Below are 23,003 nucleotides of genomic sequence, written 5' to 3'. Positions count from 1 at the left end.
ATCCTGATCAATGTGAGTTAGCTGCACAGCACCGCAGCGCGTACCGGGTCAATGGCTACCAGCGCCGCCAGCTGTTGCTCCATCTGCCGCGCCAGTGCTGGCCGGTCGGCATCGTTGCGCTGTGCCTTCAAGCGCAAGAGCTTGAGCAAGCGCGCCTTGACCTCGAAAATCAGCTCAGGCTCCCAGAGGGTCAGTGCGTGGTGGTGCGCGGTGGTATCCAGCTCAGTGAACAAATGAATGGCCAGTTCGGTCTTGCCGTACTGCTCGGCCACCCGGGCCATCAGCAGGCGCAGCAACCAGCGTTGCCGCCCGGCCTGCGTATCAGGCCGGTTTGCAAGCCACGCCAGCGCTTGCTCGACACCCTCAGCATCGGCTTGTGCCAGTGCCTCAGGTTCCAGCGCGAGGATTTCGCAGGTTGCCGTTGTGGTTGCCGAGGCTGCAGCAGGCAGCCATTGCGCGGCGCGGCTGTCGCTGACGTGCTGGTTGATCCACTCGCGTGTGGTCTCATCCGCGAAGGCCGAGCCATCGTTCCAATACAGCATGTCCAGCCCAGGCAAGCGCTGCAGCAGCATGTTCAGGTCATGTTTGACGATGGCTGCCCAGCTATCCTGCGGTTGGGGTGATTTGCTCAAGGCTTGATGCAGATGCCATTGCAGGTCCAACCAGAAATGGTTGACACCCTCGGCATACACCCGCTCGGCCTGGTCGATCAACTCACTCCAGCGTTGCTGCACGTGCAGGCGTTTTAACTGGGCACGGTATTCACCGCGCGGGGGCGCCAGCCGGGTAATACCCTGTGCGTCTTGCGGTGGTACCTGATGCACGGTGTCCCAACGCAAGCTCTTCATCAGCCTATGCGCTGCCAGCCAACCTTCTGGTTGTTCACGCAGGTAGCTGGCCAAGCCCCGGCCACTGTCCAGCAAATCGCGACCGGACTTGATGGGTGATGCGCTCGGGCCAGGGGCGCTACTTCTCGGCGGTGAGTCACTGCTGGTCTGCGGGACGATTGCATCAACACCTCCCGACATAGCGAGTCTATTGCTGAGGGCGCCGTACAAGGCGTCCAGCCGCGGGCGCTGGTCTGCGGGCCAGTTGCTGCAGCCGTGCTCCAACCACACCAGCGCAGCCACCGTTCGCTCAGTTTCAGCCTTGACCACCTGAGGGTACAGCGACAGGCTTGCCAGGACCCTGCTGCCGGCAAGCCACTCCAGGGCCATTTTGCGGCTATTGGGACGCGCCGGCAGGATGTCGCAGGCATAGCGCTCCATCAGCGCCGCCAGCAAACTCAGGCCATCTGCCAAGCCGGACTCACCGTCCCTATGCAAGCGTGCCCACAGGTAGTAGGTGGCAACACGAAGGTCTTTGCAGGACTGCTGGAGCAGCTTCTGCGCCAGTTGGGCCACAAGGTCGACATCCGCCCCGGAGAGTTTGTTGACCTCTTCGCGCATGCGCTGGAAATCGTCGTCGTAGCCCGGGTCCTCTCCCACCGGTGCATCACCGCTGATGGGCGTTAGCCAAGGCTCCCAGGATTCGCTGTGTTTGCGGGCAATGACCAGTGGCTCGCTGGTGGACAAACAGCTTTCGATCAGGCTTTTCAGGCTCATTCGAAGCCCCCATTGTGCGTGTACTGCGGGGTATCACGGCCCTCTACCAGAAAGATCTCTCGCGGCAGGCTGAACCCGCGTAACTTGAGCAGCGCCAGCGGCCCTTCGCCCAACTCCGTGCGCAAATGCCAAGTCAGGCCCAGGCCATCTGGCGCATCCAGCACGACCCGAAAGCGACTGTCGCCGTCATCCAACGCCGTGACGTTGGCCTGCTCCAACAAACGAATCAGCCCCCAGGTGCCCTGGTAGTCCGCAAACAGACGTTCGCCGGTATGAACACTGCTCCACGTCAGGCTGATACCCGGATGATCACCCTGCCCGGGCCAGCGAAAGCGTTGCCAGCTTTCTCGCTGGTTGAAGTAGTGGTGCTTTTCACCGTTGAGTACGAAGGTGGTCTGCACCACATCACGCACAGGCTTGCCTTGCAGCTCGAAGCTCAAGCCCATACCGCCATCGGTGTACAGCACATCGGCCAACTGGCTCAGCTGGTTGATCGCGGTGAGAAAGTCCGGGTTGAAACGCAGCCCCTGGCTCTGCCCCGCGTCGGCCACCCAGCGGCTGCCTTCCTTGCGCAGAAGTCCCGTGAGTTGCTGTGCCAGAAACTGTTCGATCCGCCCGGAGTCGGCGCGGATCATCTGCCCCAGCATGGGCAATGAGGCGTCACTGCTGGTGACGGCGAAGGGATAGCGGCCGCTGAAAGCGCCCTGCCACTCATCGACGATCGCGCGCTGCCAGGTCCGGTTGAGGCCGGCCGACGACGGCTGCAGAATCTGTTGCCACGCCTGATCCAGCGGCTGCACGAACAGCGTATTGGCCGCTGGCCCCCAGTCGGCGCCGAGGCTGGCGGCGATCAGGTTGCCATAGGCCTGGGTGTCGGTCAGGTCCGCGCCTTTGCCTTGGAATACCGTCTGTGCCACGGCCTGCATCATCGCCTCGGGATCGGGCGCATTGACCACCTGCTGCAGCTTCAAGCGCACACCGGTGACCCGCGTGAGGAAGGCTTGCAGGCTCAGGCGGCCATCGACTGATCGCCCTTCAGTGTCCTTGCCCAGCAACGCCATCAAAGGGCCAAAGGTACTATCGAGCGGGCCGCTGGGTGTTTGGGGAAGTTGATCGACGATCGGTGCTGCTTTTTGCCCTACCAGCTTCTGCGCGGATTCGATCAGGGAATCGGCCAGGGCCTGGCCACGAACGCCGGCCTGGCCCTGGTAGCTCAACGTGTTCATCAAGGCGATCAATGGTGACTGGCGCACGTCACTCACCAGCGTCAACTGTGCAATCACATCGCGCAGGCCATGGCCCTGCTGCCAGCGCAGGCTGTTGAGGAAGGTTAGCCAGGCACTGCTGTAATCCTGGAAGTAGCGGGTGGTCAACCGCTCCCTAAGCTGGTCGGGGCTCAGCGCCTTGGCGATGTCGTTGGGGTGGTCGCTGAGTACCCAGTCGATCTCTTCGCGCCGGGCTTGCGCCGAGTCTTCAATGGCTGCACGAACCTGCCCTTCCCAGGCTTGGCGGGTGAATACACCGGGGACCTGTTCAGCACTGGCGAACAGAGCGCTTGCATCGGTGTCGCCGACCAGCTGTTGCAAACCCAACGCCGGGTAGTGGTTCGCCGCGGTGTCGAGGACCTGCTGGTACAGGCTGCTTTCAGCGTTTCGCTGACCCAGTTCACGCAGCAGCACCTGGCGTGTTTGGGCGATCAACCTGAGATTGGCCTTGATCGCCCAGTCAGGGTGCTCGGGCAGATGCTGGCCGTAGAATGTCCACAATGTCGGTTCGGCAGCGCCCAAGGTCTCGGCCAGGAAAGCAGCATCGGCTTTTTCTGGGCGCGCCAGCATCAGATAGGCTTTGAGGTAGATGTAAGCCTGCTGTGTCCGCTGAGAGCTCGCCGGAGGCAAGTTGACCAACGCCTTGAGCCGTTTTTCCAGCTCAGCGACGGCTGGGTCACGGAGCAGCTGGTTATTGGCCTGCGTATAGAGGGGCCACACCGCTTCACGCAGCTCGTGCGACCGGCTCAGGCCAAAGCGCTGATACCACGGTGCGCCGTGTTCTGATCGGTAGCCCAGGCGGGAGAGTTCGCGTACCAGCTCACCCAGTGCCTGTTTAGTGTCTGTACCTGCTACAGGCTGCTGCAAAGCGCTGTACGCCGCCGCTATCTGACCGACCTCGGCACGGTTGCTCGCAAACGACAACAGCAAGCCGATGCCCCAAATGAAAGCGAGGCCGAGCGCAGAAACGTAGGCGACTCTGGCTGGGTGCCAACCCAGTCGCCGGGCTCGGGCGGAGCGATCGTTGAGGATCCCTGACCATGCTGGGTCTTCAGGCCAGTGATGATCCACGCGAAGGTTGTTCTGGAGTCGCAGCGGTAAGCTGAACCACACTCCACGCAACCAAACGTCGCGTCGCCGGAACAGCGCGGACAATGCAGCGCACCATCCGGAGACACCCTCGGTCGCAACATCGCGTGACAATCGAAGCAAGAAATCATGATCAGAGTCTTTTTGAAGCTGCGATAGACCCTGCTCACGTAAGGGTTGTGCGAGCATGCCTAAGTGGTCGGCGAGCCGCACTGGCGATAATGGTACCGGGAGCATGCAGCCTACCGCTCCGATTTCGCGCGCGTGCTGCGGCCACATACTGTCGCAGACCTGCCACACATGCAGCAGCAATTGGCAGCGTAGGGTTTTGGCCAGATTCTGCAAACGACGAACGCTATCGTTCATCGCGCTCACGTTATTGCTTTGGTCTTTGTTCAACACCCAGACCACCCCATTGAGCGCACAGTTGCGGCATAGGCCGCGCCACTGCAAAAGCAACGCGTCTTGCGGTTCACCTTGGATGCTGCCGGCCCACAGCAGCACGGTGTTTTGCCCTTCCAGCCAACGCTGCTCGCTCAACCCAGGGGCAATCGCCTCGATCTGCTCAGACTCACCGACCACCAACAACAGTCGAATTTTGCGCCGCCAGAAGAAGCCGTAGCGTCCCTTCAAATGCGCCCTCAACTCGGGTACGCCGAAAGGATCCTCAGCATTAGAAACCACGTTACTGCCAGTCGAACGAGTCCGGTTGACTCCGAGCTTTTGTCCCATCAGAGCAATAAAATCTCTCGCGCCCAACATTCGGATAGCCAATTCGCCGACGCCATCGAGAAAGAGAAATATCAAACAGCCGATCAACAACACTGCTGTCCATTGCAAGCGTGCAGTCTCACTCCTCACCTGCACTACGGGATTATCGACCCAGATCAATACCCCACCCGCAACGAGCAAACACAGGATCACTATCCAGACGCTGATTCTCTTCTTTTTCACGATCAATCCCTATTTCAAGATCTCATGCAGGCCGGACAATAAAAATTTGAGCAGAGGCATCGTGTAGCAGGACCACCTGCGGACCGTCCTCCGCCTTGGCACACTCACTAGCAACGATTAATGCGACATTACCTACTGCACATCCAGGTAAACCAAACGAATCATCCAATCGATGACACCTGGCCACGTTAAAAGGGAAACGTGCTGCATTCACAGCGATACTTGTCTCACGTAAAACGTCACCAGGCACCTGAGCCTGCCAACTGAAGTACGTTTCTTCTCCGGCACGCAGTTGCCCCCAAAGAAATGCATCCGTAACTGCATCCTTGATAGAGCGACCAGCGCACTCAAGTTGGACAGGGCGATGAACCAGGGCGATCGAATCAATTTTTTGCGTGTTACACCACTGCGAAGAGCCCAACAACACAGCTGTCACGGTCTCGGCCTGTTCAGCAACGGGGTTTAGAAAAAGATTAATTTCAACGGACATTAACAGTTGATGTCGTTCCGGCGCATCCAACCAAGTGTCCAGCCACATTACGCCATCATCGTCCATTGCAAAGACCACGTTATCAGTTAAACGGTGGTTGGTGGTAACTGCAGACCAAATAGACAGAAGCTCTTCATTGCAAAGCACTTGGTTATGCCTAATACGAACATCCACAGCAAGACTGCGCGCCCCGATCTCTAAATCAGACTCCAACCCACGTACAACTTTTTGTAAAAATCCACGTAAACGCTTAGCGTATTCGGACTTTGAGTGATTTTGTACCGACGGTTTTAATTGGCTCAACCGCATTGTCAAGGCTTGTCCTTCCAGATAAATAGGTTGGAGAGGCTTACTACCCAAACGCAGGGCCTGAGCAAGTTTATTATTACCCGCCCCAGAACAATAGGATACGGCCAATACGGCAACCGTACGCTGGCCGCGCCGAATGAGTGACCGCTCCAACTCATCGCGACTCTCATTCCAGCTCTCTATATAATCTCGATGTTTCTCGTACGCCAACAAACGCAGTGCGTAGAACACTAACCCGGTAATCAAAACTCCTAATAATGCGCAGATCCAAAACCAAAATGATGTATGCCAACTGTCCACCCGCCAAAGCAGGGCCATCAACCCGCCAATTACGAGCGAACAAAGCAAGATGACCACACCCCACCGCCAGTGCCGAGGTTGCCGGGGTAGCAATCGCCTCTCGGGTAATGAGTTCAGGTCAACTGCCATCTCACAGCCTACCTGCTTGAGGAAGCGACGTGATTAACTCACAACCACAGGAACAGCAATGACCGTCTAAAGCAATGGGCCGACCTTTAACTTTCGAACCTGTATCCCCCTCTGCTATTTCATTCACGCCGTGCCCAGGTATTGGACAAAAAACAGCATCACCTACGCAAGCGACATCAAGCTGCATAAATTTCAATCCACGGGTGCCGGCAAGTACCTTGCCTCCCGAAGACAGTTTGTCGCCAACACGAATAACTCCGCGCATATTATTAAGCACTCAAAAATAAGATCATCACCCGCCTTTCAGGCAGCCTATGTTTAAATACCCCCTGAAATTTAGAGCCCACCATTACTCAATCCGATTGTCACTGTTAACAACACACCTCGCCGTTTTGTCGCCCAACACAATCATTTTATCTTCGGATGCATAACCATGCGGATTCTCAGGGGTTCTGTGCACATTCACTCCTCCTCCCCAGCTGGGATTGGCATATGCCTGACCACGTGTAACTTTTGTATCCCGGCCATAGTAGTCCTTGGTCACTGGTGTTTCCGGCCCCTGGGGGTCAATTTCAGGGGAGTACTGATAATAATTTTCGTCATACCAATCCTTAACCCACTCCAGCCCATTATCCGACATGGCATAAAGGCCCAACGGATTGGGAGGAAACCTGTCTACCGGCAAGGGCGTAAGCCCGTCCGTGCTCCACCCCATTTCTCTAGCAAAATCCTTACGATCTCGATAAGTAGAAATGTTAATTCCTTTTGGTCCTCCCCCATATTTAGTAAAACCATCATTGGTCTGCTTATAAGTACCGTCATCAGTGGCCACCATCAAAAACTGCCCGCGGCTGCGTGCCGCGTACTCCCACTGGGCCTCCGTGGGTAATGAGAAAGGAAGATTGGACACTTTAGCCAGCCAGTTGCAATAGCGTTCGGCTTCATACCAGTCCATATGCGCTGGCAAATCAGGTAAAGAATGAATGTTCTTCCACTTTTCCTGTATTCCCCCTACCTCAAAAGAACGCAACTTAAGACCATTGCTTTTAAGATACATCTCAAACTCTTTATTTGAGATCTTGAATCTTGCAATAGAAAAGGTGCTCAACTTGACCTTATGTACCGGCCGACTGTCTCCATCACTATCATAAGACATTTGCTCCGACCCGTACTCCAAGCCATAATCCCCCATCAAATATTCACCACCCTCAACAAACACCAAATCCCTTTTTACTTCTTCGATAAAATGCTTCATCTCTATCGGCGTTATCCTGGGCTCCTTATAATCAACTTCGCTCGCCAACTGGTCACAGCCTGATAAACTCAAAGAAACCAAACAAAATATAGACACCTTAAAAATCTTCACAGCCACTCCAATGAGATTTACTCAGACAATATCCGCACCACAAGGACCAAACTTGCAGCGTCGCGGGTAATTCGGATTACGACCAACGTTTAGCTTATAATAGACCGTGTCATTCATAGCGAGCGCATAACCATAAGAACCAAACTCCTTCAACCGATCATAAATTACGGCCAATTCGCTTCGCTCATATTTTATTTCATAGAATTCTCTATCTCGATCCTTTCCTAACTCAAGAAAGTCTACCAGGCTTCGCTCATGCCGCTCGACGGCGTCCAACTCATCGTAGCCCTCTGATGGGGCATTTCCCTGGGCATTGACACGAGACAATACTTTATGCCACTCCCGCTTGCTCTGAATACTTCTGAGGACACAAAGCACCGCCTCTTTTCGTTCGCCGTAGCGATCGAGAAAACCTATGTTTCCTGGGTCTATATTATCCCACTTACCATGACGCGTCAGAAGGTAAAGCAATATACCCTTAGCCTCAGGTGTGTAGCGCAACAGATCCAACTGTCGGGTGATAACATTTTTAGCTAACTGATTCCGTCGTCTCGAAGCATCAACACTCCTCTTCGTCTCATCAGCCAATTCACCAACCTGTTTTGTGAAATCATTTACAATTTTTTCAATCGATTCTTTTGCGAATGAGTAATGCTCATATACATTAGCTTCAACGACCTCCATTTGCATAACACAATACTTCGTATACACACTAAATGCATCAACATCCATGACTCTAAAAAAACCATAATCCCTTTGATTCAGTTGATAAATCAACCAAGCACCAAACTCCAGAAAGGTATTGCCATCCACCTCACAAATAAAGCCACCTTTGGCACCCGCCCCTTTGCATAGAGAGGCTGCAAAATGAAAACAAAACTTCCCATTAATAAAAGTACAGTGAAAACTTAAGCCGGCGCCCACCCCCGCCAACCCTGCAATACTGGGTCCTATTTTACAAAAATCGACGTACTCTCCAGTAGTCTCCAATATACCGCCATTTGTTTCCCCTGCCGCTGTCGGCTTTAACCATTGCAGTGATCCCGTCAGTGTTCCTTCCGCCCTCGCACCCGCAAAAGCTTCTGCCGAAAGTTTTATCCCTTCATCTTCACTGCTCATCTGCTTATGAAAATCGTAAGCTTTGATTTTTCTTTCACTGAAAGGTCTCAAACGACCAGGTTGGCCCATGACGGTTTGCTGGCCACCACTACTGACCACCTGGAATTGAGCCTCCACCTGAAGCGTCGCTCCAATAAATGCGGCCAAGCGAACGTTCAAACTTAAGCGCATCATCCCTAAATCAAACGGGACCTCGTTCTCATCAGAGGGATTAACTGTAAGCGCCCATCCGATGCGATCCGGGGCGTAAATTGAAAAGGAGGCTATGCCGGCAGCCGCAGTTAAGCTGCCGCCACCCTCTCCTTTGATGGAGAATTGTTGCTTACGTGGATCAATTTCAACATTTGCGCCGAAATTGGAAACAAAGCGCATAAACTGTGCTCCGCCCTCAAAATCAATATGATCCCCCCACTTTGCCTCACCTTGTGCGGCAGCATTCCAGCTATCTGCCCAGTCAAAAAGTGAACAATCCATACTCAGCGCCTCAGGATCAAAACCAAGGCCTGCCCATTTAACAACATCCTTCAGATCAATTTTTATTTTTGGCCAATTCAATCCGGCAAGCTGCCTCTTAAGCTTCTTGTCGTCTATGCGTCGAATTTTTCCATCCCTGCGTCGCTCAAAGATACTTTCAGCGCCGCCTTTTTTGTCACTACTTTTCAACGACACAGTATGGAGTTTTCTGCCATCCTTGCCTTTACTGTAGTAACCTTTTTTTACATAAACTACAGGCGCTCGTTTCTCACCAGCTTTTCTTTTAGCAGACTGGCCACTAACAGGAACAAGCTCCACAACATCATTATATTTCATGTCCCGGGTAGAAAACTCACCAATTTTTTCTTTTAATTCTTTTCGCTTCAACTCCAAATTTTCCTCAGCTCGCACTACAGCGTCATGAAATGACGCCTCAGGCGCTGCTGTGGTTTCTGCAGCAATTCCATATTTTTCAATTGCAACGGAGTAATTAATTTTTTCCTGATGAAAATCATTTACGCACTGTTGCATTTCCTTCCAATGCGCCTCAAACTCTGCAGCCTCACTGTCAGCAATAAAAACCAACTCTTCGGTTTCCGGACAAAAATAACACTGTACCGATTGATGATGAGCCACTACAACGGGTTTACTTTTGCAAACCCTGCTCTCTGCTACTGAGATATCCGCACCGCTCATTTCCTATCACTCCGAAGTTACTCAAAGAATAACTTTATGCTTTGAAGATCAATTCCATAGTGGGATTGTGTATAACCATTCCCATCTGTCATGCCTCTCAGCACGCTGCCGTCGGCAGCTTCAATTCGATACCGTACGTAAGGTTTTGGCTTATCACTGACTTTATCTCTAACTTGAAAGCCACCTTGCATGGGATTGCTGTAAACAGGATCTTCCAGAATCATCGGTGCCAGGGCCTTCTCCAATGAGGCAGTACCTCCCCAAGCGATATTGTCATTCTTGATATGCAGTTCACCCGGGGCACCGATCTCAACAGATCCGTCTTTTATCTTGATATAGGCACCTCTGCTAACCAGGGTGATGCCGTGTTGGGCATTGAGAACGATCTCGCCATTACTGCTATTTAAAGCAAGTTTCTTGTCTGCTTGTAACGTCATGGCATCGCTTTGTGCCTGAATGTCCACAGGGCCACGAGCCGCAATTAATCTGAGCCCTAACTTTTGGGCGAACAGACTGATTGCCTCACCTGCGGCCACGCTAAAACGTTTGAATAGGCTGAAGTCAGCACTATCACCAGCCGTAGCTGTAATAGAGTTTTCTGCCGATAGTTGGATGTTTGCAGGTGTAACCATAGCTATCCCGGCGGGTGCCGAGGCAAGGAGTCCCGAATCTTTGAGCCGCGCCAATGCCTCCCGCAGGCTCTGTTGGGCCTGATTATCAGCTGGTAATGCTCCCGACACAGCTGCGCTTTGCGCCAGTGCGTTCACCAATGCCAGAGCGTTATTGAGCTGAGCCAACGCTGCTCCCATCTCCAGCATTGTCCCTTGGGCTTGAGGCTGAGCATCAGCACTGATGAAGATGCCACTGCCGCCACGGATCGCGGCATGCCCATCGGTGCGCAGTTCCGCGCCCTCCCCGCGAGGCCGGCGATCGGCATCGACCAGATGCCCCAGATTGAGCTGGCTCTTACCACTGTGTTCAGTACTGAGCTTGATGTGCTCCTGCCCCCGCGTATCGTCCATGCGCAACTTGTTGTTCGCGGGTGTGCGCAACACGTTGCGTTTGTAGTTGCGCAGCGTTACATGATCGGGGTGCTGGCTATCGTGCAGGGCATGCGCGATGTAGGGGCGGTCCGGGTTGCCTTGCTCGAACGCCACCGCCACTTCGGTGCCGCAGATCAACGGCAGGTGCAGGCCATGGGTGTCCCCCGCGTAAGGTCGCGCCAGCCGTAGCCAAACACTCTCCTCGCCCGCTCTCCAACTGTCCCGATCGAACAGGAAGCTCACTCGGTAGCGACCCTCCAGGTCGATATGGCCATAAGGATCGTTCTGCTGGGTACTGGTGACCCGCGCCGGCACCGTGCCCGCGATCTGTGGCTTGTTCGGCAGTGGGGGTCGAAAGCATATCGACTCTGAGTAGGGAATCGCCTCGAAGGTGACTTCCAGACTACGGTCCCGTGCAGCCTCGACGGTCAGATGCGTTATGACGACCCCAGGCTCAAAGACCTGCGGTGCCCCATCAGTGATTGTGACCACTTGCCCTGGGGCGAGTGTCACGCTGCTGCTGATGCCACTGCAGCGGGTTTGCCCGTTGAGGAAGCGTTCATGGTTCAAGCGCGCGTAGAAGTAGCCACTTTCACTCTCCAATTCCTCATCCTGGGCAATTGCGTCACCCAGCGCGGTAAAGGGTTCGCCGTAGTGGTAGCCCTCGCCGTACGTAGCGGTCGCCCCCCGGCTATGATCCACGCCCCCCTCCAGGGAAGCCGCAGCATCGCGGTGGTGATAAGCACGAACATTGATGTGCTGCTCCACCACCTCATGGCTGACCTGCAGCGCCCAAACGCCATCCTGCCCGCTGCTGGTCAGGCCCGACAACGGCCGATAGGGCAGGCTGACATCGAACTGATAATGGCGTTGGTGATCGTGAAACTCGACAACATCAATCGACAGCTTGTCGTTGTGCGTGAAGCAGTACCACATGCCAACCTCCGCCAACAAACGGCTGACGAAGGCAAGGTCACTTTCACCGTACTGCATGACCTGTTCACGCTTGGGGTACTCGCGAACCAGGTCGAACAGAAAGTGCTGACCTTCGAACTGGTGGCGGCTGCGCAAGATGCTTTCGACGATTTCCGGAACCGACTGATGTTGGTAAATCCGGTACTGTTTGCCACGGCTGAGCAGCGCCAGTCGTGCCTGCAGGGTCACCTCATAACGGGCTTCATCCTTGGAGCTGGAGATGCGCTTGAACCCTGTGATCACGCCATGCAACGTGCGTGACGCTGCGCCAGGGATCGGATTGGGCTGCGTCTGCCCTGACGAACCCATCTGAAAACTGGCATCCTTCCCGAGGACCTTGGCAGCATCGATGTCCTGCGTGGGAGAGGTAAACGCCACCGTATACTTGAACGGTTGGCTCAGCCATTCCTCGCCTTTGAAGGACAGTACATCGAGTTCGACGTCATCCAGCTCATCGACTTCCAGCATGTAGTGATTATGGATGGAACCTAGTAATGGCTTCGCCATGATCAAGCCCTCTCGGCAGCCAGCAACGCTGCATCGTTTTCATCCGAGAAGCTCAAACTGATGCCGGCGTCTTCGCAGTACCCTAGCGTTACCGTTTGAGTTGGCTGCCCCAGGGCTTGGCGCTGCAGCAGCTGTTGGCTCAAAATCGGTAGGATCTGCTGGTTCAGCAAGCTGTCGATATTGCGAGCGCCGGTATCAGGCAGCAGGCAGGCGGCGACCAAGGCTTCGTAGAGCGAGTTGTCCACCTCGCACTGCAAGCCGTAATGACGCTGCAAACGCCTGGCAACCTGATCGAGTTTGAACGCGACAATCCGTTTGAGCGCACGCGCATCCAGTGGGCGGAAGATCAATGTCTGGAAGCGCGCCAGCAGTGCCGGCTGGAAGTGCGCGCGCAGCACGGGCCGCAACAGGTCATGCAGTGCGGCGTCTTCGATATCTGGCTGTCGCTCCACCCAACCTTGCAGCAGATCACTGCCCAGGTTGGAGGTCATCAGGATGACGGTATTGCGAAAATTGATCTCCCGTCCTTCACCATCACGCATAAAGCCGCGATCGAACACCTGGTAGAACAGATTGAGCACATCACGGTGGGCCTTCTCGACTTCGTCCAGCAACACGACGCTGTAGGGGCGCTGGCGAACGGCCTCGGTGAGCACACCACCTTGGCCGTAGCCAACATAACCAGGCGGTGACCCTTTCAGTTGGCTGACGGTGTGCGCCTCTTGGTACTCGGACATGTTGAGGGTGATGAGCGACTTTTCTCCGCCGAACAGGCTACTGGCCAGAGCATGCGCCGTTTCCGTCTTGCCGATGCCACTGGTGCCGACCAGCAGGAAAACGCCCATCGGTGCGTTGTCGCTCGTCAACCCTGTTCGCGCGGCACGTAGGCGTTGAGCGAGTGCAAGCAGGGCCGAGGCCTGACCAACAACGCGTTCGGCCAGCTGATCTTCCAGGTTCAACAAGTTGGCTTGTTCGTCCTTGAGCAAGCTGCCAAGGGGCACCCCCGTCCAGTCGGCGATCACTTCAGCCACACTGCGGGCGCAAACATCCAGCGATAGGAGCGGCCGACTCCCCTGTACGTAGCTCAGTTCTTTTTGTAACTGCGCGCAGTCCGCTGTATCGACCTGTTCGGCCTTACGGACATTGAGCAACTGCTTCGTAAGTTCAAGTTCTTGTTGGTACTGCAGCTCCAGCGCGGCCTGCTGGCTCTCCAGTTGAACCAACTGGGCGTTGATCTTCGCAAGGCGGGGTTCAATCACCTTGCCGGTAAGTTGTGCATCCCGCGCCAACGCAGTTCGCTCTGCAGTCAGGGCCGTCTTTTGCGACTTCAGCTGGACCAGCGCCTGCGGCTCACAATCGAGGCTCATGCGAACGCGTGCGCACGCGGTGTCTATCAGGTCAACCGCTTTGTCCGGCAGGCGGCGCCCCGTCAGAAAACGCCGAGACAAACTAACCGCCGCCTGCACGGCTACGTCTTGAACGTGCACACCGTGATAGGTGGCGTATCGCGCTTTTAGCCCACGCAGCATCAAGCAAGCATTGGCATCATCCGGCTCGTCCACCTTGATCAGCTGGAAGCGCCGCTCCAGCGCAGCATCGCGCTCGAAGTACTGCTTGTATTCGTTCCAGGTCGTGGCAGCGATGGTACGCAACTCGCCACGGGCCAAGGCAGGTTTCAGCAGGTTTGCAGCATCAGCGCCCCCAGCCTGGTTGCCAGCACCGATCAGGGTATGCGCTTCATCGATAAATAGCAGGATGGGTGTTTTCGATTGCTGGACGGCATCGATCACGTTCTTGAGCCGCTGCTCGAACTCACCTTTGACCCCGGCTCCAGCCTGAAGCAGCCCCAGGTCCAGCGTACGGATGCTCACCGGTTTCAGGCTATCTGGGACTTCGCCGCTGGCAATGCGCAAAGCAAGCCCCTCAACCAGGGCGGTTTTTCCGACACCAGGATCACCTACCAGGATGGGGTTGTTCTTGCGGCGACGGCTCAGTACGTCAATCACCTGACGGATTTCATCGTCACGTCCGAAGACCGGATCGATCTGCCCCGCTGCCGCCTTGGCGGTTACATCATGGCTGAACTGATCGAGTATCGCTGGCTGTGCCACATCACTATCTGCGGCGCTTGTTGGCTTGGCCCTGCGTCCTGTCGAGGGGTTGAACAACACGGTCTGCACCGACTGCCTTTCTTCCGAATCCGACTCAAGCAGGGCCTCCACCTGTTGCAGTTGTGTTGAACCTATACCCAATAGAGGCCAAGCGGCTGAGCATTTGAGTAAGTCGGGTGTCCCAACCAAGGCCGACAACAAATGCACGGAGCGCAATTGCTCACAGTCGCGATCCATCGATGCCAGAAGCCAGGCGCTGCTGATCAGTTGCTGTACTTCGGGACTTAGTTGGGGCTTGCTGAGTACGCTGCGCGGCAGGGTGTCAAAGTACTCAAGCCATCCTTGCCACATGGCATCCACATCCCACCCGTAGCGACGGGCAATGACCACCAGATCGCCATCGCCTTGCTCAAACAACTTCAACAACCAGTGTTCAATACTGATATGACTGTGCCCGCGTGCCTGACACAACGACGCTGCCGCCGTCAGTGCCTGGGTGCAATAAGCGTTGAGACGGCGGAGCAAGCGGGTAGGATCATGTGCCATACAGGGCATCCTTGTCGTCAATGACCAACGTAACGTCGTGAGTGGACGTATTTGAAACCGAGGTGTACTTGGCTGAGCGCCCGCGCGCGGACGCTCAACCCAATACACTGGAGGCCATCAGCAAATGCTGACCGACGGCCGAGCTTTATCAGGCGGTGGTCCGTTCATTCCAAGAGTCAGCATGGATGATGTTTCCATCCTTGTAGGTCCAGGTAATTTTTTCGTAGCGAAGTTCGACCAACTCCAGATGGTTATGCTTTTCTTTTGCCGGGTCTTTTACGTCGTGCATCTTGGGTGCAACTTTCACGACCTTGACGTTCTCCAGCGTGGTGTTGAAGTACTCAACTTCCTGGCCAGCGTCATTGATTTTGTACCATTTGAACTCTGCTTCTTTGAGCGTCTGTCCGGTTGTCACGGCCTTGTACAGATAAGGGGAGGATGCATCGATTTCTTTTGTAAAAACAAACGGCGTATGAATGCGCGTGCCGGTCAACTTTCCAGTATTGTTATCGGTGGGAATATAAAGATCATGATCTTGGCCGACCACTTCAATACTGCCCTCGCGGTCTTTGACATCGACCGATCCTTTGATATCGGCACCGCCATCGTCTTTCAGCCACAGGTAAACAGGAATAGCCATTTAGAAAGTCCTCTCAAATGTTGGAGGTCGCGGAATGCGACAGGGGTTGCAGCCCAGAGGCCGCAGTCGAGGACAGGCAGGCCCCCGCCTCCGGTACCAGGCGAATCTCAACTCGGCGATTGGCCGACCGTCCTTGTTCCGTGTCGTTGCTTGCAACTGGCTGGCTGGCTCCCAGACCTTGCACCGCGAAGCAGTTGCTGGGGATGTCACCCATGTGTTGAATCCAGTCGTGTACTGCAGCCGCACGTGCTCGTGACAAACGCAGGTTTTGTTCGTCGCTGCCCGTCGCGTCCGTATGCCCCGTGATCACAATCAGCCAACCTGGCTGGGCCTTGATGCCCGCCAATGCAGTGACCAGGGTCTTGGTTGAATCCGGTTTCAGCTGCGCACTGCCACTGCTGAAAAGCGAGAGGCTGTCCAAGCGAACCATTCGAGGCCTGTCGGGCGAAGCCTGAGGCATCGTCGGGATACGGTGGCCGTTGATGACCGCCAGCAATGACGGGCGTAGCTTTTCGCCCTGGTACAAGCCAAGGCCCAGCGACCAGGGCGCACCTTGGCGGTAATAGGTGTCCAGGCGTTGCGCATCTTGGTGAAGCACAGCCAGCGCGGCCTCTCGCTGGAGCCCCTTGTCAGGCTTAGCGCTCATCGAAGCAGTGGCATAGCGCCGTAAGTCTTCGGTGACCTGGCGTACCAGCAACGTGTTCTGCCATGCAGAACTGACCAAAGCGACGGAGGCTGCCAACACAAACAGCCAGACCCCCACCAGCGCCGTTTTGTGTTGCCTCCTTTTTCGAGCACCGCGAGGCAGCAAATGGAGCAGAGCATCAGGGAACGGCAATACCGCATTGGCATCATCCGTCGCACCTTGGTCAAAGCTCAGCCCGGTCCGCTGCTGCAGCCAGCGGTGCCATAGGTTGTTGTCATGGCGCTTGCCGGAGTTGGGTGCCCATGCAACAGCAACGGTGGTGGCTGCGATCTCCTGACGAGAAGTCCGCACGCGCATTTGCGACATACACACGTCGTTCAACCAGCCAGCAGCAGCGTTCAATTGCACCGTGTCTCGTAGTCGAGCAGCCCGCAGATCAGGATCCGCGCTCCACCCCTGCCATTGCGCCAGGCTCATGCACACACCTGACTCATGCACTTGCACGCTCGATTTGGCCGCTGCCCAGGTAAACCAGGCCGAAGCCTGCGAAGTGCTCTGGAAATAGCCCACCACCAGCAGCGACAGTGGGCGACCACGTTCGCGCAACCTCACTACCTGGCGGTACACGCTGCGCAGCTCATTCGCCAACACTGCAACATCTGCATGGAGGGTAGGATCCACCACCCACATGACACTCAGCTGTTCATTCCATTCAGGCCTTTGCAGCAGCAAACTGGCAACCGTCGTGCGCAGCTTCTACGCGTCGGCCCCCCGGACATAGCAACCCTCCCCGGTTACCCGCAACGCCCATTGCTCAGCGGGTAAAGGACCAAACAGCTCAGCCAGACAATCGCCTACCACCAGGACAACCGGATGCCGGTAGGACCCAGCAGGTAGGCTAGTGCCCTTGCACCACTGCAGTTCATGCCCCTCGCCGCCGGCAATACGCCTGCTTCGGCGCCACGCTGCCCATACTGCGCCCGTGACACCCACGGCGGTCGTGAGCTGCCACTCAACAGCAAGCGGGAGCATGGCAATGAGCAGCAAGGACAATGTTCCGGCCCATAGCCAGAGCCCCTGCTCCTGTCTCAGTTGCACCCCGCTCACCCCTGCACCGGCAGGAGCGAGGCCACTGCCTCACCCAGCGTATGGTCAAGCCCCCACCAGAGGCCTATCAGCAGGCCAGATGCGGCTACCACGTGGACCAGAGGAGACTGCAGCCAACCCCACATCGGAAGGTATGAAGCACGCCCTATCTGGGTGACCAGGGACTGACTTGAGTCAAGGGGCGGTACATGCGCATCGATTGCAGCGAACAGTTGCTGTCGCTCTGGGTGATTCACATCGCGGTAGCGCCCCCGAAAACCCAGCATCAGCACCCGCTGAAAGACCGTGAAGACATAAGGGTGTGCAGAGGCCTCCCGCAGCACGGTACGCATGTCTTCATAAAGCGATTCCCCCGCCTGATGACTGCTGAAAAACTTGGCCTGCAGGGTCTCCATTGCCCAGTCCTCATGGGCCTTACCTTCAGCGCACGCAAGCACTGTTTCATCCAGCAAGGCACATTGGGCATGGCTGATAAGCTCGATGCTATGGCGATCCAGGCCATCCTCCTGAAGGGAGGCCCGAACATGCTCGACATCCGCCACGCAACGCGGCCAAAGTTCCGGGCTACTATGTGCCCCGGTGCCGTGACGCAACTCGACGACTAGCAAGTAGGTATCCTGTAGCAGGGCGTCGATATCCGCCTTGGCTGCGCCGGGTATCTGCTGAACGAGACTCATGAGCGCAGCACCGCGAACAACTCAAGTGTGGCGTCCTGAAACACGCTCGGCACATAGAGCGCGCATACGCCGTCCGCCAACATGGCACGCCCTTTCTCATGCTCCAGGTCCAGTGCGAAGTACTGGTTCTCCAAACGCAAAGGTATCGCCGCAGGCACATGGCTGAGGGGTTTCAAGGGAACGCCATCGAGTGCTGCATTGACGAGATAGTCCACATCATCAGGCGAGCCGATCTTGCACAACCGTGGGAATTGGCTTTGCACTTGCACAGCGGGCAGCCGACAGCGCACCGACAGGTAAAAGTCAGCCCCGCCGGGCTCGAGCAAACGGGGATCGTTCAGGGCCACCTGCCATCGGTTGGCGCTGCGCGCTTGGAGTACCAACGCCAGCACCCGTGACGGCAGGCTCGCCTCCAGCAATGTGGAGAGCGTACGCATCAAGGGAGGGAAAACAGTCTCAAGGTGCGCATGCTGATAGGCAGGAAGATCCTCGACGCTCTGGTCCAACGAAAACGTCAACAGCGCCCCAGCACATTTCACCAACTGCTGGTACACCAGCTCCGGATGGCGAGCAGGGAGTGCTTTAAGGTCAGCCAACACCGGCTGATAGGTATTCAGCGCATTGAGCAGCCAGAATAACGTCACATCTGCGACAGCGAAATCTGCCATGCGCTGGTTGCTCTCCCGGCGCATCCCCATCAGCCGCTCACGCTTGGCGGACAGCTGGGTCAGCAAATTATCCAGTTGAAGCAACAATCCAGCATGCGCATCAAACTTCAGCAACGGGGGAATGTAGACCGGATCAATCTCCCAACCACCCCGCCCATCCCGTATCAGGCGCGCTACTGGGCAGGTGAGGTAGTCGGCATTGTCATCATCCTCCAGACGTAAGCTCAGGGCATGTTCGAGCACGCTGATGGACTGCACTTCATCGGTGTAGAGATCTTGAACATCCCGCCACACCTGACGGTATCTGACGGGGCGCTCAACTCTGCCACCCTCGAACAGGCAATTGTTGCCATTGGCCTGCTCCAGCGGCAAAGCGAGCACCACCGTTGCCGCTTGACGGGCGTCAGGCAACGCCCGGGACAGCTCCAGGGCACTGGGAAGCCGATCCAGCCGATCCGTGTCAATCAGTGTTCCATCGGGCATGCACACCTGCAGCCGAGTGGCTAGGAGTTTGCCCAGCTGCAGGGCATCCGCATCAAATGCGACTGCCCTGATACCCCATGGATGAACCCATGCCAATGAAGCAACAGCATGGTTGGTCCACGATTCAAAGCGGGCCTGCTGCTGAAACTGCTGCGCAGACAACACCACACCGGACGCCCACAGAGGCCGATCGATCACGATGAGAAGCTCCTGGGTTGTCGTTAGGATTTAGCTTTCGGCATCTGAGAAACCAACGACAGGTTGATGTCCATCCCCTCAACCTGGAAATGCGGCACAGCAAACAACTTGACCCTGAAGAAGCCTGGGTTGTCATCGATATCTTCGACAACCACCTTCGCCTCTCTCAGCGGATGAGACGCCTGCAAGTCATCACCGGGGTCCGTCATTTCAGTAACCAGGCCGCTAATCCACCTGTTCAATTCCAGTTCCAACAGGCGACGGTCCTTGGTGGTACCAATGTTTTCCCGCTGAATGAGCTTCAAATAGTGCGCGATGCGAGAAAGCAGGAATACATAAGGCAGCCGAGAATTGATGCGACTGTTGGCGGTGGCCTCAGGCGTATCATAGATAGCTGGTTTATGAGCTGAGTTCGCCGAAAAGAAGCACGCATAGTCACGATTCTTGTAATACGACAACGGAATCAAACCAAGATTGGCAAACTCAAACTCGCGGGTTTCCGGAATCATAATTTCCGAAGGAATCTTGACCTGACTGCCCGTACCCATGTCATAGAGATGGATGGGCAGATTAGTTACAGCACCACCTGATTGCGGCCCTCGGATTTGTACGCACCAACCATTGGCGATAAAGCTTTTGACCATATTGGCTGCAAACGCGAACGTCGAGCTTACCCAGAGGTACTTGCTGTGGTCCGGCCCCTTGACCCGCTCTTCATAGTTAAACAGCCGAACCGGATTCGTACCAGGCCCATAAGGCAGGCGCCCCAAAGTACAGGGCAATGTACCGCCGACATAGCGGGCATCATCGCTTTCGGCGAAAGCGTGCCATTTAATATACTCAGCACGGTCCATGTAGTTGCCGATATCCTTGATCGCGGCGACCTCCTCCATGGTTTGCTTGCCAAAGAACGCAGGGCCCATCGAGCACAAGAATGGCATATGGGCGGAGGCCGCAACTTTCGAGATATTCCGCAACAGTGCAATGTCCTGCGCCCCACGGCCAAACTCGTAGTTTGAGACGGCTGCCGCGATAGGTTCACCACCTGGCGTATCGTATTCTTGAGTATACGTATGCAGGTACATGCCGCTTTGAGAAATCTCCGGCGCATCTTCAAAGTCCTGGGCCAGATGCGCTTTACTGATATCCAACAACTCGATGCGGACGTTCTGTCGGAAGTCCGTCTGGTCGATCAACGACTTCGCCCCACGCCAGATCGACTCTACCCGCTGAAAGTCAGGATGGTGCATCACTTCGTCCAGCTGACTGCTGATCTGGGCATCAATCGAGGCGATGTGCTCATCCAGCAGGGCCCTGTCCAGCCGCTCCACTTTCGGGGAGACTTGCTTGAGCCGCTCAAGAAAAACACTTACAGACGCGGTCACACGCTCATTGGGTGTTGCCTCAGACAGAACGTCCACACTCTGGTAGGCGTCGATACCGCCCATCTGCTCAAGGGGTTCGAGGTTTATTTTTTCAAACAAGGCGTGGTAGACATTCTGGCTGTCTTCCACCCGCACAATGGCACCACGCGATTGCGCAGAGGATTGCTCTTCGGACATGTGTTCGCTTCCCGTGAGTCGAAATGATGGTTATCTAGCATTCGCCTTGCGGGGCAAGGGCAGCCAGTTCCTTGCGCAACTCGTCACTCAATGCCTCATCTTTGAGTATTCGCTCCAGTTCGGAACGAAACGTTGCGTTATCCAGAAGATTGGCTTTCAACTCACGCAGCAGGTTTCGCATCGCCAGCAATGCACGTAGTTGCGGTATCTGTCGAGCAACCTGCTCGGGCTCGAAATCCTTCATCCGCTGGAAACTCAACTCCACAGGCGTCTCACCCTCTTCATTGGCGAGCGTATCTTTGACAATCAGTTTCAGATTTGGCGAAAGCTCAGAGAGCACATTGTCGAAATTATTCTTGTCGATGTTGATCTTGCTTCGCTCGGACAGCGGACGCTGCTCCTTACCGTTGCTGTAGTCCCCCATGAGCATGAGTTTTAGCGGCAGCTCTACTTTGCGCTGAGCACCACCGGTGTGCAGATCAAGCTTGATATTAACGCGCGCCTTGGGCACCTCATTCTGAAAACTGTTTGAAGCCATAATTCCTCCTGAAAGCGGGCCTCGACGACAGAGACATCACCGACAACGATCTATTTCAATCCCATCGGCAAACGCAATGGGACTCACCTTATAGCCAGCAACGCGACACCCGAAATATTTCCCAACCAAACATGTACCATTTTTTTATTTCTCGCCACCCCCTGCACAAAACTAGGAAACTTCCTACAATCAACAGAAAAACCTTCGGCTGGGTGCCTGGCTGCAAAGGCCCAATGGGGTTACGCCAAATAGAAGCAACCAATGCACCAGCATTGCATTGATCCATATCAATGATATTTAACCAGCAGACTATGGGAGGCACCGATGCACAAACACCCAATAATTTAAATCATCAAACTCAAAACCAGAAACGTCCCACAGACGGAAGTAAAAAAACTGCCAATCTTTTCGGAATCTCAATAGTACATACTTTCTAGTAAAAGAATTAAAAATGCCCTGCCCCAGCTCTTTTTCCTGCACAACATGCAGGATCCTTCAAGCAGAGTCGTAGGACCTCTTACCTATGCAGAACCAGCGCACTGAATCGCCGCTGGTTTCCTAGCACTCTCCAAGCTCAGAAAATAGCGTTTCTCATACTCCACCGGCGATAGCTGCATAGCACTTTTGTGTCGGCGTTTAGGGAATAGACCATCTCGATGCAATCGAAAGTATTACTGAGGGCTTCATCACGCGCTGCGTAGATGTTTCATCGGATTCGCTCACGCTTCAAAAGCTCGAAAAGCTGGAAAAGCTCTCGGCTACGGCATTGTCATGGCCGTTTCCTCGCCGGCTCATGCTGCTGACCAAATTGTTGGCTCTCAGGAAGCTTTGCCAGTTTGGATGTGGGTGTGGTGCTGGTGCCGGCGGTGGGTGCAGGGGTTGGTACCCTGCGCGAGCAGCCGTCACGCCGAGTGACAAGCCATCGCTATCGCCGAGGGTGTAGTCCTTGGCCTGGCGAGCGGTTGCATCTGAGAGTGCCATGTACGAGCTCCTGAACCTGAAATTCAGGGCTAGATGCTCGGAACGCTCAACGCGCCTCTCCAGCAACGAACCGCCACGGGGAAAATGCGGATTTCATGGACTAATTTCTAGACTAGGAAAGTCTGGATGCCCATGGATAGGAGTGGATTTGCCTGGAACGAAAAAAGACGCCGAAGCGTCTATTTTCAAGGACTTACAGGCTTCAATGGAACTCTGTAAATCGATATTTGGAGCGGGAAACGAGTCATGCACTAGAGCGCTAAGTCTCTGTTTCCCAATCACTTTCTCCACTGTGGTGATCAGCGAAGAACTCAATTATAGCCTTGTTTTTCGCCCTCGGCAACAAAGTTCATCCAACCACTTCCACCAGCGTCCAAGGATGATCCATCCACCCGTCGTTACGCCTGATGCGTCCAGCTGCTGAGCGGGTTCGCTATCGAACTCCAACTTGCGACGATCATGACTTGCGCTCGCTCCGCAGGCAGCGCGGGGTGGTGTCGCGTGGACTACCTGGCACCTGGACGGC

15 protein-coding genes and 1 pseudogene are annotated in these 23,003 nt (G+C 55.3%); 1 reads left to right on the top strand and 15 read right to left on the bottom strand.

Annotation, left to right across the window (positions count from 1 at the left end; translation table 11 throughout):
* Positions 1 to 17: 17 nt before the first annotated feature.
* Together tssA and L6D80_RS05135 are read right to left on the bottom strand one after the other, a co-directional pair.
* Positions 18 to 1,604, bottom strand: coding sequence for a type VI secretion system protein TssA (tssA, locus tag L6D80_RS05140; protein WP_176512836.1), 1,587 nt, complete (start codon positions 1,602 to 1,604; stop codon positions 18 to 20).
* Complete coding sequence (locus tag L6D80_RS05135) at positions 1,601 to 4,147, bottom strand: ImcF-related family protein (RefSeq protein ID WP_236183033.1); 2,547 nt, start codon at positions 4,145 to 4,147, stop codon at positions 1,601 to 1,603. The genes tssA and L6D80_RS05135 overlap by 4 nt, the downstream gene beginning before the upstream one ends.
* Positions 4,148 to 4,423: 276 nt before the next feature.
* On the opposite strand from L6D80_RS05135, the gene L6D80_RS05130 reads away from it, so the two are divergent.
* Positions 4,424 to 4,954 carry a hypothetical protein gene (locus tag L6D80_RS05130; protein WP_236183034.1) on the top strand — a complete coding sequence of 177 codons (531 nt, stop codon included), beginning with the start codon at positions 4,424 to 4,426 and terminating at the stop codon, positions 4,952 to 4,954.
* Here the strand turns inward: L6D80_RS05130 and L6D80_RS05125 are convergent.
* The 13 genes and pseudogenes from L6D80_RS05125 to L6D80_RS05065 form a co-directional block, all read right to left on the bottom strand.
* Positions 4,935 to 6,029: a hypothetical protein gene (locus L6D80_RS05125; protein WP_176512835.1), complete on the bottom strand. Its 1,095-nt coding sequence runs from the start codon at positions 6,027 to 6,029 to the stop codon at positions 4,935 to 4,937. The genes L6D80_RS05130 and L6D80_RS05125 overlap by 20 nt on opposite strands.
* A gap of 112 nt (positions 6,030 to 6,141) precedes the next feature.
* Complete coding sequence (locus L6D80_RS05120; RefSeq protein WP_082422857.1) at positions 6,142 to 6,405, bottom strand: PAAR domain-containing protein; 264 nt, start codon at positions 6,403 to 6,405, stop codon at positions 6,142 to 6,144.
* 84 nt (positions 6,406 to 6,489) lie between these two features.
* The gene (locus L6D80_RS05115) at positions 6,490 to 7,506 is read right to left on the bottom strand and encodes a formylglycine-generating enzyme family protein (RefSeq protein WP_176512834.1); all 1,017 of its coding nucleotides are present in this window, start codon (positions 7,504 to 7,506) and stop codon (positions 6,490 to 6,492) included.
* Positions 7,507 to 7,527: 21 nt separating this feature from the next.
* Positions 7,528 to 9,795, bottom strand: coding sequence for an ATPase (locus L6D80_RS05110; RefSeq protein WP_176512833.1), 2,268 nt, complete (start codon positions 9,793 to 9,795; stop codon positions 7,528 to 7,530).
* Positions 9,796 to 9,812: 17 nt separating this feature from the next.
* Complete coding sequence (locus L6D80_RS05105) at positions 9,813 to 12,320, bottom strand: type VI secretion system Vgr family protein (RefSeq protein ID WP_176512832.1); 2,508 nt, start codon at positions 12,318 to 12,320, stop codon at positions 9,813 to 9,815.
* Positions 12,321 to 12,322: 2 nt separating this feature from the next.
* On the bottom strand, positions 12,323 to 14,977 hold the full coding sequence (gene tssH / locus L6D80_RS05100) for a type VI secretion system ATPase TssH (RefSeq protein ID WP_176512924.1): 2,655 nt from the start codon (positions 14,975 to 14,977) through the stop codon (positions 12,323 to 12,325).
* Between the two features lie 148 nt (positions 14,978 to 15,125).
* The gene (locus tag L6D80_RS05095; protein WP_054902684.1) at positions 15,126 to 15,617 is read right to left on the bottom strand and encodes an Hcp family type VI secretion system effector; all 492 of its coding nucleotides are present in this window, start codon (positions 15,615 to 15,617) and stop codon (positions 15,126 to 15,128) included.
* A 13-nt stretch (positions 15,618 to 15,630) separates the two neighbouring features.
* Entirely contained in the window at positions 15,631 to 16,995 is a 1,365-nt protein-coding gene (locus L6D80_RS05090; RefSeq protein WP_223849216.1) for an OmpA family protein, read from the bottom strand.
* A 371-nt stretch (positions 16,996 to 17,366) separates the two neighbouring features.
* A complete protein-coding gene (tssL, locus tag L6D80_RS05085; protein WP_054902683.1) occupies positions 17,367 to 18,047 on the bottom strand; it encodes a type VI secretion system protein TssL, short form in 681 nt (226 codons plus the stop codon).
* Positions 18,044 to 19,399 (bottom strand): type VI secretion system baseplate subunit TssK, encoded by a 1,356-nt coding sequence (gene tssK / locus L6D80_RS05080; protein WP_054902682.1) that lies wholly within the window; start codon positions 19,397 to 19,399, stop codon positions 18,044 to 18,046. The genes tssL and tssK overlap by 4 nt, the downstream gene beginning before the upstream one ends.
* Before the next feature lie 20 nt (positions 19,400 to 19,419).
* The gene (gene tssC, locus L6D80_RS05075) at positions 19,420 to 20,958 is read right to left on the bottom strand and encodes a type VI secretion system contractile sheath large subunit (protein ID WP_054902681.1); all 1,539 of its coding nucleotides are present in this window, start codon (positions 20,956 to 20,958) and stop codon (positions 19,420 to 19,422) included.
* Between the two features lie 34 nt (positions 20,959 to 20,992).
* Positions 20,993 to 21,496 (bottom strand): type VI secretion system contractile sheath small subunit, encoded by a 504-nt coding sequence (gene tssB / locus L6D80_RS05070; protein WP_054902680.1) that lies wholly within the window; start codon positions 21,494 to 21,496, stop codon positions 20,993 to 20,995.
* A gap of 521 nt (positions 21,497 to 22,017) precedes the next feature.
* Positions 22,018 to 22,333: pseudogene (locus tag L6D80_RS05065) on the bottom strand (IS3 family transposase); the annotation flags it as partial.
* Positions 22,334 to 23,003 lie beyond the last annotated feature (670 nt).

Source organism: Pseudomonas ceruminis, assembly GCF_021602025.1.
Lineage (GTDB): Bacteria > Pseudomonadota > Gammaproteobacteria > Pseudomonadales > Pseudomonadaceae > Aquipseudomonas > Aquipseudomonas ceruminis.
The sequence above is the reverse complement of the archived record's forward strand: the minus strand, read 5'-3'. Positions and strand labels throughout refer to the sequence as shown.